This window comes from Hwangdonia sp. (assembly GCF_048381975.1).
Classification (GTDB): Bacteria; Bacteroidota; Bacteroidia; order Flavobacteriales; family Flavobacteriaceae; genus Hwangdonia; species Hwangdonia seohaensis.
On record NZ_JBLWYT010000003.1, the window covers coordinates 197,007 to 210,645 of the forward strand.

Below are 13,639 nucleotides of genomic sequence, written 5' to 3' on the forward strand. Positions count from 1 at the left end.
TTTATCGAAAAAATACAACGTCCGACTTTTAAAAACTTACCGACGAATGAATTTATCATTATAGGAATAGTTTTGTTGATTTTGATTTTTATAAACTTAAAATGGGTATTCGGAATTTTTAAAACTAAATCGAATGTATAGCCCGAAAAAATTAACACTTCGGATTTTAATTTCCGCAAGTGTAATTCTGACTTTAGTCATTGGACTTTTCATTTTTGTAATTAAAAAAAACGGAATTACGGAATTTAACAATAAAACTGACCGAACGGAACAGATTCAAGGTGAATTAAAAGGAACGGAAAGAATACCAAAAACCGCATTTTGGATTGAAAGCAATGGAAACGGAAACTGGTTTAACGTGGATTGGTTGCATTATCATAAAAACAACGCAGTGATTTCAATTTATGATAAGTCTGGAGAGTTAATAATTAAAAGTAAGTTTATGAAAATATGTCCGATAAATGAACCAAAATTCATTGAAAATTTAAAAAAGGAAATTGACTTTTATGACGGAAAGGATATTCAATTGAAAGATAATTGTTATTTATTAAAAAATTAAAAACTGCGTACAACACATATAATTTAATGCTAGTTCTAGCCGACGCACGAAAATCCTCACAGACTTTCTATTAGGTTTGTATTTGTTAAATTTAGAAACATCCAAGTAAAGATGATCGTTAGTTTGAAAAGAACTATAATTTAACAAATTGCCACACTTCGACTGCGCTCAGTGCAGGCTATCTTCGTCCTCACTATGACGCTTTAAAAAGATTGAGTAGTGAAAGCCCGACCCCGACCTAAGGCGGGTAACGCCCAAATTATATTAAAAGAAAGAAGTTGCGGAAAGGCGCAAAAACGCAAAGTGGAAACGGACTGCCCACAACTGAATGCTGGGACTGAGACCAAGACTGAAAACTAATTAGCCACTTCGCTAATGAATTTTATACGGTATAAACGCAATTCCTCATCGTCATAATCGCCATCAAATTCCTCAATGGCATCATCGATACTATCAGAATCAGATTCCATAAAATACTCGTGGATTTCCTCTTGTTGGTCTTCGTCCAGAATCTCATCAATCCAATAATTTATATTCAGCTTGGTGCCAGAATATACTATGGCTTCCATTTCTTTTATAAAATCTTCCATAGACATTTTTTTAGACGACGCAATATCATCCAAAGGTAATTTTCGGTCTACATTTTGAATGATATACAGCTTATTTGCAGAGTTGCTGCCCGTAGATTTTACCACCAAATCGTCTGGACGGGTAATGTCGTTTTCCTCGACATATTTTGAAATAAGGTCGATAAAATCTTTACCGTATTTTTTTGCTTTTCCATCGCCAACACCGTGCACGTTACTAAGCTCGGACATGGTAATGGGATATTTTAAAGCCATGTCTTCCAGCGACGGATCTTGAAAAATAACAAACGGCGGAACACCCAGTTTTTTTGCATTTTTTTTACGCAAATCCTTAAGCATGCCCATTAACACATCATCGGCTACGGCGCCACCTCCTTTTTCGGCGGTAATGATGCTGCCGTCTTCTTGTTCACCTTCAAAAATATGGTCTTCGGTCATCATAAACGACACTGGCTTTTTAATAAATGCCTTACCGGAATCCGTTAACTTTATAACGCCATAAGTTTCAATATCCTTTTTAAGATACCCCGAAACCAATACTTGCCGCAATAAGGCCATCCAATGTTTGTTGTCTTGCGCTTTACCTTTACCAAAAAAGTCTTGTTCGTTGGTTTTATGCGAGTTTATCAAAGCGTTTTCTTTCCCGATGAGCACATTTACCAAATCCTTGGATTTGTATTTTTCGTTGGTTTTATCAATGGTTTCCAATAGTAGCTTAACATCGTTTTTAGCTTCTTTTTGCTTTTTGGGGTAACGTACGTTATCGTCCATATCGCCACCTTCTCCTGTTTCATTGTCAAACTCCTCGCCAAAATAATGTAAAATGAATTTTCTGCGCGATATGGATGTTTCCGCGAAAGCGACAACTTCTTGCAACAAAGCGTGCCCAATTTCTTGTTCGGCAACGGGTTTGCCAGACATGAATTTCTCTAGCTTTTCTATGTCTTTATAAGCGTAAAACGCCAAACAATGGCCTTCGCCCCCATCGCGACCCGCACGACCGGTTTCTTGATAATAACTTTCTATGCTCTTAGGAATATCGTGATGGATTACAAAGCGCACATCGGGCTTATCGATACCCATCCCAAAGGCAATTGTGGCCACAACAACATCTACATCTTCCATTAAAAATTTATCTTGATGGCTCGATCTGGTTTTCGCATCTAAACCGGCATGGTATGGCACTGCTTTAATACCGTTTACCTGTAATACCTGTGCCAGTTCTTCAACACGCTTTCGGCTTAAACAATAAACAATACCGGATTTTCCTTCGTTTTGTTTAATAAACCGAATAATATCGGCATCAACGTTTTTTGTTTTTGGGCGTACCTCGTAATATAAATTAGGTCTGTTAAATGACGCTTTAAACGTTGTAGCGCCGGCAATACCTAAGTTTTTTATAATATCTTCCTGTACCTTTGGCGTTGCTGTAGCGGTTAAACCAATTATGGGGATATCGTCGCCAATACGTTCTTTTATATTGCGGAGATTTCTATATTCCGGCCTAAAATCGTGCCCCCATTCGCTTATACAATGGGCCTCGTCAATAGCCATAAAAGACACTTTTACAGAGCGTAAAAACTCTACGTTCTCCTCTTTTGTTAACGATTCCGGAGCCACGTAAAGCAGTTTGGTAACGCCGTTAACAATATCTTCTTTAACGCGCTTTACCTCGGTTTTATTTAATGAAGAATTTAATACATGCGCCACACCTTCTTCATTTGAAAGGCCTCTAATGGCATCTACCTGATTTTTCATCAGGGCTATTAACGGAGACACCACAATGGCTGTGCCTTCTTGCATTAATGCTGGAAGTTGGTAACAAAGCGACTTTCCGCCCCCTGTTGGCATAATTACAAACGTATGGTTTCCTGATAAAATACTTTTAATTACATCTTCCTGCAATCCTTTGAATTTGTTAAATCCAAAATACTTTTTTAATGCAGAATGAATGTCACTTTTTGCTGTTAACATTGATAAAATAAAAAATTAATTTACGCGATAAAAAATACACCATTTCTAAGTATGATATTCATTAATTTAGCAGTGTATTTAGAGAACCCTCATGTTTTTTTCGTTAGTTTTGTAACGCAATTCGAATTTACAATAAAAATTCAATATTGATTAACATTTAAAGATAACAAAATCTTTAAAGCTTCAACCAAAAAATATAATAAATTTTGAAAGACGAAATTTCTATTATTGGTACTGCCAAACACACTATTGAAATGGAAAGTAAGGCCATTTCTAACTTAGTTTCTCTTATTACCGATGATTTTGCCCATGCGGTAAAACTAATTTACAACTCCAAAGGACGGGTAATTATTACAGGAATTGGCAAAAGTGCCATTATAGCCAATAAAATTGTAGCCACCTTAAACTCCACCGGAACGCCTGCCATTTTTATGCATGCCGCCGATGCCATACATGGCGATTTAGGGTTAATTCTTAAAGACGATGTGGTCATTTGCATTTCGAAAAGCGGAAACACACCCGAAATTAAAGTTTTGGTGCCTTTAATAAAAAGTGCCAAAAACAAAATGATTGCCATTACCGGTAATATAGATTCGTTTTTAGGGCAACAGGCAGACTTTGTTTTAAACGCTTATGTCGAACAGGAAGCCTGCCCAAATAATTTGGCACCAACAACAAGCACAACGGCACAATTGGTAATTGGCGATGCGCTTGCCGTTTGTTTATTGGAGTTACGAGGTTTTTCGAGCAACGATTTTGCCAAATATCACCCCGGTGGTGCTTTAGGAAAGAAATTGTACTTACGGGTTCACGATATCTCCTCCGTAAACGAAAAGCCACAAGTACAGTTAGATACGAGCATTAAAAATATTATAATTGAAATTACAGAAAAAATGTTGGGTGTTGCCGCTGTGGTTGAAAATGGAAAAATTATTGGTATCATTACCGATGGCGATTTACGTAGAATGTTAACCAAAGTGGACGATTTTTCTGGTTTAACCGCCAAAGATATTATGAGCTCAAACCCCAAACACATCAATGTAGATGCCATGGCTGTTGATGCTTTAGAAGTTATGGAAACCAACGGTATTTCTCAGTTACTTGTTGAGGACAATGGCAATTATGCAGGTGTGGTACATTTACACGATTTAATTAAAGAAGGCATTATATAATGGCGAAAAAGAATATTAATGAGATGTCTTTTTTAGACCATCTTGAAGATTTACGTTGGCATTTAATCCGTATTTGTTTAGCAGTAATTATAGTTGCTACATTAGTCTTTATTTTTAGCCGATTTATATTTGATGAGATAATTTTTGCACCCTTGGAAATGGATTTTCCAACCTATAGTTTTTTATGTAATGGAGCAAATTTCATAGGCGTTGATACTACGTTTTGCGCCGAGGAAATGCCCATGATACTGCAAAACCGAACCATGGGCGGACAGTTTTCAGCAGATATTTGGACCGCTATTTTAGGCGGTTTTATCATATCGTTTCCTTATGTTATATACCAATTATGGAAATTTATCAGTCCGGGATTACATTCAAACGAACGCAAACATTCACGTGGTTTTATCATCATTTCATCACTCTTGTTTTTTGTTGGCGTATTGTTTGGGTATTACATTGTAACGCCTTTATCGATTAATTTTTTAGCGAATTACAGCATTTCCAAAGTCGTAGATAACCAAATTGATATAAGCTCATACATTGCTTTAGTGCGGAATTCCGTATTAGCCTCGGGTTTAATTTTCGAGCTGCCCATCATCATTTATTTTTTCACTAAAATAGGTTTGGTTACGCCCGAAATATTAAGGAAATATCGAAAATATGCCCTCGTAGTTGTACTTATACTTTCAGCCATTATAACGCCTCCAGATGTTGTAAGTCAAGTTATAGTAGCCATTCCAATTATAGTTTTATATCAAATAAGTATTTATATTTCTAAAATCGTTATTAGAAATCAAAAAAGAAAAGAAAAAAAGCATGTCTGATATCGTTACCGAATTTAATGAATATCGCCAGAGAATGAACGATAAAATTCTCGCCGATAACAACAAAGTTATTAAGCGCATCTTTAATTTAGATACTAACGCTTTCGCGGAAGGCGCTTTAGATGTTAAAACAAAAGAGCTTTTAGGCTTGGTGGCATCCATGGTTTTACGTTGCGACGATTGCGTAAAATACCATCTTGAAACCTGTTATAAAGAAGGCATACCAAAAGCACAGGTTGTTGAAACTTTAAGTATTGCGAATTTAATTGGTGGCACCATTGTTATTCCGCATTTGCGTCGTGCTTACGAATTTTGGGATGCTTTAGAAGCCAAAGACCAATAGATTATTGATTGCTGCGCTGATGGGCACAGCAATAAGATAAAAATGAACCTTGCGTTATAATAGCCTATATGATTTTACTATTTTTAGCGTTTAGTATTTAAAGATATGATTTTAAGAGCCGAAAATTTAATGAAGTCCTACAGCGGACGAAAAGTTGTAAAAGATGTTTCACTTGAGGTAAACCAAGGTGAAATTGTTGGACTTCTGGGACCAAATGGTGCCGGTAAAACCACCTCGTTTTACATGATTGTGGGTTTGATAAAACCCAATGGCGGACATATTTTTTTAGATGATACCGAAATTACCAAATATCCCATGTACAAACGAGCGCAAAACGGTATTGGGTATTTGGCGCAAGAAGCCTCGGTGTTTAGAAAACTGAGTATTGAAGATAATATTTTAAGCGTGTTGCAACTTACAAAACTGAGTAAAAAACAGCAACACGATAAAATGGAATCGTTAATTGAAGAGTTTGGTTTGGGCCATATTCGAAAAAGCCGCGGCGATTTATTATCGGGTGGCGAGCGCAGACGTACCGAAATTGCCCGTGCTTTGGCAACCGACCCTAGTTTTATTTTATTAGACGAGCCTTTTGCCGGAGTAGATCCCGTGGCGGTTGAAGATATTCAGCGTATTGTAGCCCAACTTACCAAAAAGAATATCGGTATTTTAATTACCGACCACAACGTACAAGAAACCCTGGCCATTACCGATAGAACCTATTTAATGTTTGAAGGCGGTATTTTAAAAGCCGGAAAACCTGAAGAATTAGCCGAAGACGAGATGGTGCGCAAAGTGTATTTAGGCCAAAACTTCGAGCTGCGTAAAAAGAAAATCCGTGAGTAGACACTACGTGTCATTTAGTAATTTTTATTGGTTAGTTTGTATGTCGTTCCCAAGTTGTTTGTCATTCCTGCGCAGGCAGGAATCCACTAAAACAGCAATAATTATTTTACTTTGAAAAAAATATTTATGGCTTTTGTGAATCTAAATTATTTAGATTGATGAGACTTTAAAGTGACTTTGTTGTTTCTTAATTCTTTTACTTTTTTTGTTTGTCATTCCTGCACAGGCAGGAATCCACTTAAAAGTTAAGGTTATTCCAATTTTATACAAATTCCCTAATCAACTAAATAATTCCAATCTTTAGACAAATCTTTCCAATTAGGGTTATCTTTTTCAATCAAATCAATTTTCCATTGACGTTTCCACTTTTTCATGTTCTTTTCTCTTTTAATAGCATCATTTACAAATTGATAGGTTTCAAAATACAAGAGTTTACATAAACCGTATTTTTTAGTAAACCCTTCGACTAATTTGTTTTTATGCTCAAACATTCTGCGTTCCAAATCGTTTGTAACACCAATGTATAACGTGCCATAAGTTTTACTGGTTAAAATGTATAAATAATATTGATGAATGGTTTTATGCATTGAAATTTTAGTTATCCGAGTGGATTCCTGCCTGCGCAGGAATGACAGAGCCTGTATTATTCTTTGTCAACCTTTCTTTTAAAAACACGCTTAAAAGCCTTAACCACAAAAACCGCTATTAAGCCAACCAACAACCCAACAATAAAGTCCCTTAAAATAGACGGCAAAACCTCTAAAAAGTGATGCAAAAATTCAATATTATGGACAAAAATACCGCCTGAAACCAACAGTAAAGCTATCGTACCAATTACCGCTAAACTTTTAATAACAACAGGCAATGCATTTATTAAAAAGTTGCCGATAAACTTTGAAACACTTTTTTCTTTGCTGCTCATTTTTACAAGCTTATAACCAAAATCGTCCATTCTCACAATAAGGGCTACAATACCATAAACGCCAACGGTAGCAATAATGGCAACAATGGAAACCACTATAATTTGAAACAAAATAGGTCTGCCCAAAACCGTGCCTAAAGCGATAATTACAATTTCTACCGACAAAATAAAATCGGTAAGTATAGCCGATTTAATCTTGGTTTTTTCAGTTTTTAAAATAGCTTCTTTTGAAAGATTTTCAGGTTTAGTTTCAACTTTATCGTGTTCGTGGGGCACAAAAAATCCGTATATTTTTTCTGCGCCTTCAAAAGCTAAATACACACCACCCAATATTAAAGCCAAGGTAACCGCCCATGGCGCAAAAGCACTGAGCAAAAAGGCAATGGGTAAAATGATTAATTTATTTAAAAAAGAACCTTTGGTAATGGCCCATAAAACGGGCAGCTCTCTTGAGGAAACAAACCCTGTGGCTTTTTCGGCATTCACCGCTAAGTCGTCGCCCAAAATACCTGCTGTTTTTTTTGTACTTATTTTACTCATTACCACAACATCGTCCATTAAAGCCGCTATGTCGTCGAATATTGCAAAAAACCCTGATGCCATATATGCTATTTTGAAGTTAGGTTGTCTAAAACAGACATGGAAATATAAAGTATTATAATAATTGGGATGGCTGCAAACTGGAGTATAATTAGCAGCACCACACAGAGCAGTATAAAAATGTAGCGTGTGGCATTGTTTTTAAAACTCCAATCTTTAAATTTTAAGGCGAAGAGTTTAGTGTTTGCATTTAATATCCAACAACTAAAAACGGTTAATCCCATTAAAAACCACTGATTTAAAATTATAGAGTTTATTAAATCGCTATTCTGATATTCCATAATTAGCGGCAACGACAATATAAGTAAAGCATTTGCCGGTGTTGGTAATCCTTTAAAATAGCTTTGTTGTTCGGTATCGATATTGAATTTTGCCAATCGATAAGCCGATGCCAATGTAATTGCCAATCCTAAAAACGGCAAAAAACTTCCGCCCGATATTTCTAAAAGCGAATTGTAACTGTCGTGGTCGTAAAAATCATCTGTCCAAACACGTTGCGTTAACCCTATAAGTTTAAACATAACAATTCCGGGTACCAATCCGCTGGTAACCATATCCGCCAAGGAGTCCAATTGCACGCCCAATTCGCTTTGTACGTTTAATTTTCGTGCTGCAAAACCATCAAAAAAATCAAAGAAAATTCCGAGAAAAACAAACAAAGCCGCTGCAACAAAATTATCGTTAACGGCAAAAATTACGGCAATACATCCTGAAAACAGGTTTAAAAGAGTGAGTGCATTCGGAATATATCGCTTCATAAATTTAATTTTTAGAGATGTAAAAATAACAAACTATTGTTGTGAAAAACAACTATCAAACAATATCTATTATTATTTCAAGTTTATTAGGTGATAAATTATATGCATCTTTGTAAAAAAAATAGCGATTGAAGGCTTACATAACCACATTATTTTGCTTTTTAACACTAACCCTATGCGCTCAAACCGTTAGAAAATACTCCAACGAGTTTATGAATATTGGCGTTGATGCCGCAGCTTTGGGCATGAGTAGCGCGGTTACGGCGCATACCAACGATGTGAATTCCGGTTATTGGAATCCTGCGGGGCTATTAAATCTTGAAGACAGTCAGCTCGCTTTGATGCACTCCAGTTACTTTGCCAATATTGCCAATTACGATTATGCGGCCTTTGCGATGCCTATTGATAACAGAAGTGCTGTAGGCATTTCGCTAATTCGTTTTGCGGTTGATGACATTTTAAATACCACACAGTTAATTGATGCACAGGGCAATATTAATTACGACAGAATTAGTTTGTTTTCGACTGCCGATTACGGGTTAACCTTTTCGTATGCCAGAAAACTTCCGGTTCAAGGTTTAAATTATGGGGTAAATGCGAAAATTATAAGACGCGTTATTGGCGATTTTGCGGCGTCTTGGGGTTTTGGTTTTGATGTTGGCATTCAGTTTGAAACCAAAAACAATTGGAAATTTGGTGTTATGGCGCGCGATATCACCACCACGTTTAATGCTTGGGCCATTGACGAGGACGAGTTTGCCAAAATACAAAATGCGGTTGCAGGCCAAAATCAAGAATTACCAGAAACTACCGAAATCACCATACCGAAACTACAAATAGGAGTTTCAAAATTAGTCGATTTTAATGTGGACTACACCTTGTTAACAGCGGTTAATTTAAATGTTCGGTTCGAGGAAAACAACGATGTTATTTCATCATCATTCGCCAGTATAAATCCAGCTATAGGCTTTGAGTTTGGCTATGTCGATATGGTTTATTTACGTGCTGGTGTTGGTAATTTTCAAAACGAAATGCAAATAGATAACACCGAGCAATTGAGCTTTCAACCCAGTTTTGGTGTGGGTTTTAAATATAACGGCGTTCAAATAGATTATGCGTTTACCGATATTGGCGACCAGAGTGTAGCCTTATACTCGAATGTGTTTTCATTAAAACTCGACTTAAGTATTTTTAGATAAGCTCATTAAAAAGTATTTGTTAAATAAAATCATGCTAAAGCCAAAAAAACAATTTTAAATGAAAAAAACACTACTTCTTTTATGTTTTCTTTTATGTATTAAAACTTCATTTGGGCAACAAATTGAATTGTCAAACGAAGCCAAAATTAGTGTATTAACTATTGGACCCGGGAATTCTTTAAATGACGCTTTTGGACATAACGCTTTTAGAATAAAAGATGAGTCCCTAAATCTTGATAAAACGTATGATTATGGTCTTTTTAATTTTTCGACACCTTATTTTTATTTAAAATTTGCAACTGGCAAATTAAATTATTCGCTTGGAAAAAGTGATTATTATGATCTTTTAAGTTATTACATTAGACAAGATAGAACGGTTAAAGAACAAGTTTTAAATCTTTCGCAACTGGAGAAACAAAGGCTTTATAATTTTTTGGTCAATAACTACAAGCCAGAAAACAGGGAGTATTTATATGAGTTCTTTTTTGATAATTGTGCGACTAAAATTAAGGATGTTACCAAAATTGCTTTAAATGACAACATTACTTTTAACGAACCCAAAGGCTTTAAACATGAAACTTTTAGAACTTTAATTCATAATAACCTCAACAAAAATTCTTGGGGAAGTTTGGGGATTGATGTGGCTTTAGGTTCGGTAATCGACAGAAAAGCAACACCCGAACAGCACATGTTTTTACCTGAGTTTATTTATAAATTCTTTGAAAATGCAACTATTAAAACCAATAACGAGCCGTTGGTAAAGGAAAGCAAAATACTTTTTCAACAAAAAAACAGAGTTAAACCAACGTCGTTTTTTACCAGTCCGTTATTCGTTTTTGGGTTTGTAGGATTACTCATATTATATATCACTTACAGCGACCGCAAAAATGAAAAACGCAGCACATGGCTGGACGTTGTTTTGTTCGGCATTACAGGCATTGTTGGTGTATTTATTCTATTGCTTTGGTTTGCAACCGACCACACCGGAACACACCAAAACTACAATTTACTTTGGGCTTTTGCACTAAATTTATTAGTGATACCGCAACTCTTAAAAAAGAAACCTAGCAATTGGTTTGTTAAATATTTAAAGCTATTAGTCATTTTACTTTGTTTAATGACCCTGCATTGGCTAATTGGCGTACAAGTGTTTGCCATTGGATTAATTCCGCTTTTAATCGCCCTTTTTATTAGATATGTGTATTTGATAAAGTATTTTAATGTTAAATGATTGAAAACTGCGACTGAAAACCGAGACCAAATTATTACGCAGAGATTCACTGAGATTCACAGAGGTGCACGGAGTTTTGACCGAAACAATGATATACTAAAAGCTGAGACTGTAACTGAATACTGCGACTGAAAACTGAACACAAAATCACTGTCCTCTAAAAAATATCACGGTACTTAGCGTTTTTACAAGAATATTCATGTCCAGAAAAAAGCTTCGATGTTTAATATAATACAAATCGTATTGAAGTTTAAGAAGGCTATCATCAACCGATGAGCCGTATCTGGTTTTTACCTGCGCCCAACCTGTCAACCCTGGTTTAATGATATGGCGGGTTTCGTAAAACGGAAGTAATTGAGATAGTTCTCTAACAAAATACGGACGTTCTGGCCTTGGGCCGATCAAACTCATATCACCCATTAAAATATTCCAAAATTGTGGGATTTCATCTAACCTTGAATGTCTTAAAAATTTACCGAATTTGGTAATTCTGGCATCGTTTTTCTTCGCCCAAACCGCACCTTCTTTTTCAGCATTTTTAATCATGGTCCTGAATTTGATAATCCTAAAAAGGTTTCCGTGTTTACCAATGCGCTCTTGGGAATAAAAAAGCGTTCCTCTATTGCCAATAGCATTTCCCAAAAGGATTAATGGCAATAAAATAATCCCGACCAAAACACCCATTACCGCTATCAGTATATCAAAAAATCGATGAAAAAATAAATATAGTTTATTTTGGTTGCTTCGGCTAAACGGAAAATACTTGTAAAAATCCTTTCCGATGAACTGTATGGGAATTCTACGGGTTAAATCCTCGTAAACCTGTGTGTATTCATTTATGGGGAATCCGCCTTCTAAAAGAGTAATAAGGTCTTTGTAAATGGTTGGGGTTATAGTTTCGGAATTGTAACTGGCTATAACGACTTCGGATATGTTTTCATCTTTAATAACCTGATAAATTTGCTTGGGACTGTACTCAACAATTCCTTTAAATTTAATTTTATCGGTTTTATTGGCTTCACAATTAATAAAGCCCACTATTTTATAATTCGGATCTGCAACATTAAAAGCCTCAACAATAGCCTGAATGTTGGATGTTTCGCCAACTATAAGTACTTTTTTATAAAACCTGGGCGACACCACAAAAGTTATGTATGCCAGTCTCCAAACAAAAAGCGCAAACAGAATTGCGAAATAAAAGTATAGGATTTGCAATCGATTAACCGGTAATACAGGTGTGAAAAATGGTGTTAAAAAATAGAACAAAACGGTTATGGATACCGTTAACACAATATTAGCCGACACCGTTTCTATCTTGCTCGCTTTTTGTAAATCGTACAATTCGAAAATTGTACCAAAAACCAATATATAAATCATTAATACAAAAACCCATGTCCAGTTTTCTTTGGTAATGGTAAAATAGTCAAAATCGAATGTATGGCTTACAAAATACAACACACCAAGCACAGAAATAAAATCGAATATTCGCAGTAGAACTTTACGTTCGGAAATATTAAAATGAATTCCTTTTTTTGACATGTTTTAAGTGAAAATCGAGAGACTATAAATATAGTAAGTAAATTTAATTATGCTCTAATTATTTTAAGAGTTTAATCCATAGGTTTTTAACTGTATTCCAGTCCAATTCCTCTGCTTTACTTTTGGCTGAAACTGCCATTAATTCGGTTTGTTCTGGTTGGTTTTTAATTTTTTTTATGGCTTCTATAAACGCTTCAACATTATTGGGTTTTACCAATATACCATACTTGTTATTGGTTATTAAATAAGGCATACCACCTACATTTGTGGAAACTACAGGTAAGCCCAACGCCATGGCTTCAATAACGCTTACAGGCATATTGTCTAAATCGGTGGTATTTATAAAAATATTGAAGCTTTTAGATAAGTTAATCCATGCTTCTTTTTCTAATTTTCCAGTAAAGGTTACTTTTACATTAAGCGTTTCAGCATATTTTTTTGCTTCTTCTAAACTCCCATCATTTTCTGGACCGACCATACAAAGCTCTGCATCGATCTGGTCGTCCTTTAAGGCTTTTAAAACCTTTATGGCCAATAATGGATTATAAATTTTTGAAAACGAACGCACCCACAATAGTTTCACCTTATCAAAGTAACGTGCCTTAAACGAGTAATTTTTTATTTCGATACTATTGGGAATACAAACCAAATTTGAAAATCCCAAGGCTTCAAAATTAGATTGTGTATACTTTGATGGCGCCACGTTTTTATACGCGTGATTAAATACTGCTTTTGATAATTTTGGATGCGTTTTTAACCTGTTAGGTAAATTTCCACCTCTTAAAATTGGGATGTATTTTATTTTTAAAAATCGACACAACTGGCTAATAAAAAAGGCATAATAAAAATTAGAAGTGCTGTATGTATCTATCAAAACATAATCAGTTTGCTTCCTATGTTTTAAAACACTAAAAAACATATCTAACAACCTTAAAATTTTATTCGTTTTGCTGGATGCTGTATTTACCGTAAAACCTTCATCTACAAGCAATTTACCCAAAGTTTCAATAGAGGTTACCGTTCTCCCCTTGTTTGATAATTTGTTTCCTATGTACAATAGGTTTTTCATCCGTTTAAGTTTTATT

13 protein-coding genes are annotated in these 13,639 nt (G+C 35.4%); 7 read left to right on the plus strand and 6 right to left on the minus strand.

Annotated features, from left to right (window positions below; genetic code table 11):
• Positions 1–133: 133 nt before the first annotated feature.
• Positions 134–559: a hypothetical protein gene (locus ACN5J7_RS07045; RefSeq protein ID WP_418603347.1), complete on the plus strand. Its 426-nt coding sequence runs from the start codon at positions 134–136 to the stop codon at positions 557–559.
• Positions 560–915: 356 nt separating this feature from the next.
• Here the strand turns inward: ACN5J7_RS07045 and recQ are convergent, their stop codons facing one another.
• On the minus strand, positions 916–3,120 hold the full coding sequence (gene recQ / locus ACN5J7_RS07050; RefSeq protein WP_418603348.1) for a DNA helicase RecQ: 2,205 nt from the start codon (positions 3,118–3,120) through the stop codon (positions 916–918).
• A 254-nt stretch (positions 3,121–3,374) separates the two neighbouring features.
• Between recQ and ACN5J7_RS07055 the strand changes: the two genes are divergently transcribed.
• From ACN5J7_RS07055 to lptB, 4 genes are all read left to right on the plus strand, one after another.
• Entirely contained in the window at positions 3,375–4,292 is a 918-nt protein-coding gene (locus ACN5J7_RS07055) for a KpsF/GutQ family sugar-phosphate isomerase (RefSeq protein ID WP_418603513.1), read from the plus strand.
• Positions 4,292–5,116 (plus strand): twin-arginine translocase subunit TatC, encoded by an 825-nt coding sequence (gene tatC / locus ACN5J7_RS07060; RefSeq protein ID WP_418603349.1) that lies wholly within the window; start codon positions 4,292–4,294, stop codon positions 5,114–5,116. Before ACN5J7_RS07055 ends, tatC begins: the two co-directional genes overlap by 1 nt.
• On the plus strand, positions 5,109–5,459 hold the full coding sequence (locus ACN5J7_RS07065) for a carboxymuconolactone decarboxylase family protein (RefSeq protein ID WP_418603350.1): 351 nt from the start codon (positions 5,109–5,111) through the stop codon (positions 5,457–5,459). Before tatC ends, ACN5J7_RS07065 begins: the two co-directional genes overlap by 8 nt.
• 105 nt (positions 5,460–5,564) lie before the next feature.
• Positions 5,565–6,305 (plus strand): LPS export ABC transporter ATP-binding protein, encoded by a 741-nt coding sequence (gene lptB, locus ACN5J7_RS07070; protein ID WP_311940242.1) that lies wholly within the window; start codon positions 5,565–5,567, stop codon positions 6,303–6,305.
• Between the two features lie 275 nt (positions 6,306–6,580).
• Here lptB and ACN5J7_RS07075 read toward each other — a convergent pair whose 3' ends face one another.
• Genes ACN5J7_RS07075 through ACN5J7_RS07085 form a run of 3 tightly spaced genes read right to left on the minus strand, consistent with a single transcriptional unit; the run spans position 6,581 to position 8,585 of the window.
• Entirely contained in the window at positions 6,581–6,892 is a 312-nt protein-coding gene (locus ACN5J7_RS07075) for a GIY-YIG nuclease family protein (protein WP_418603351.1), read from the minus strand.
• A 56-nt stretch (positions 6,893–6,948) separates the two neighbouring features.
• Entirely contained in the window at positions 6,949–7,830 is an 882-nt protein-coding gene (locus ACN5J7_RS07080) for a DUF808 domain-containing protein (protein WP_418603352.1), read from the minus strand.
• Between the two features lie 5 nt (positions 7,831–7,835).
• Positions 7,836–8,585 (minus strand): CDP-alcohol phosphatidyltransferase family protein, encoded by a 750-nt coding sequence (locus ACN5J7_RS07085; RefSeq protein ID WP_418603353.1) that lies wholly within the window; start codon positions 8,583–8,585, stop codon positions 7,836–7,838.
• Between the two features lie 128 nt (positions 8,586–8,713).
• Between ACN5J7_RS07085 and ACN5J7_RS07090 the strand changes: the two genes are divergently transcribed.
• Positions 8,714–9,784, plus strand: a complete 1,071-nt coding sequence (locus ACN5J7_RS07090; RefSeq protein WP_418603354.1) for a PorV/PorQ family protein — start codon at positions 8,714–8,716, stop codon at positions 9,782–9,784.
• A gap of 58 nt (positions 9,785–9,842) precedes the next feature.
• Entirely contained in the window at positions 9,843–11,015 is a 1,173-nt protein-coding gene (locus tag ACN5J7_RS07095) for a DUF4105 domain-containing protein (protein WP_418603355.1), read from the plus strand.
• A gap of 147 nt (positions 11,016–11,162) precedes the next feature.
• On the opposite strand, the gene ACN5J7_RS07100 is transcribed toward ACN5J7_RS07095, so the two are convergent.
• Positions 11,163–12,554: a sugar transferase gene (locus ACN5J7_RS07100; protein WP_418603356.1), complete on the minus strand. Its 1,392-nt coding sequence runs from the start codon at positions 12,552–12,554 to the stop codon at positions 11,163–11,165.
• A gap of 58 nt (positions 12,555–12,612) precedes the next feature.
• Complete coding sequence (locus tag ACN5J7_RS07105; protein WP_418603357.1) at positions 12,613–13,623, minus strand: glycosyltransferase family 4 protein; 1,011 nt, start codon at positions 13,621–13,623, stop codon at positions 12,613–12,615.
• Between the last annotated feature and the right edge of the window lie 16 nt (positions 13,624–13,639).

Coding starts and splice junctions, on each gene's coding strand:
- ACN5J7_RS07045 (WP_418603347.1), top strand. CDS start 134: ATGTATAGCCCGAAAAAATTAACACTTCGGATTTTAATTTCCGCAAGT.
- recQ (WP_418603348.1), bottom strand. CDS start 3,120: ATGTTAACAGCAAAAAGTGACATTCATTCTGCATTAAAAAAGTATTTT.
- ACN5J7_RS07055 (WP_418603513.1), top strand. CDS start 3,375: ATGGAAAGTAAGGCCATTTCTAACTTAGTTTCTCTTATTACCGATGAT.
- tatC (WP_418603349.1), top strand. CDS start 4,292: ATGGCGAAAAAGAATATTAATGAGATGTCTTTTTTAGACCATCTTGAA.
- ACN5J7_RS07065 (WP_418603350.1), top strand. CDS start 5,109: ATGTCTGATATCGTTACCGAATTTAATGAATATCGCCAGAGAATGAAC.
- lptB (WP_311940242.1), top strand. CDS start 5,565: ATGATTTTAAGAGCCGAAAATTTAATGAAGTCCTACAGCGGACGAAAA.
- ACN5J7_RS07075 (WP_418603351.1), bottom strand. CDS start 6,892: ATGCATAAAACCATTCATCAATATTATTTATACATTTTAACCAGTAAA.
- ACN5J7_RS07080 (WP_418603352.1), bottom strand. CDS start 7,830: ATGGCATCAGGGTTTTTTGCAATATTCGACGACATAGCGGCTTTAATG.
- ACN5J7_RS07085 (WP_418603353.1), bottom strand. CDS start 8,585: ATGAAGCGATATATTCCGAATGCACTCACTCTTTTAAACCTGTTTTCA.
- ACN5J7_RS07095 (WP_418603355.1), top strand. CDS start 9,843: ATGAAAAAAACACTACTTCTTTTATGTTTTCTTTTATGTATTAAAACT.
- ACN5J7_RS07100 (WP_418603356.1), bottom strand. CDS start 12,554: ATGTCAAAAAAAGGAATTCATTTTAATATTTCCGAACGTAAAGTTCTA.
- ACN5J7_RS07105 (WP_418603357.1), bottom strand. CDS start 13,623: ATGAAAAACCTATTGTACATAGGAAACAAATTATCAAACAAGGGGAGA.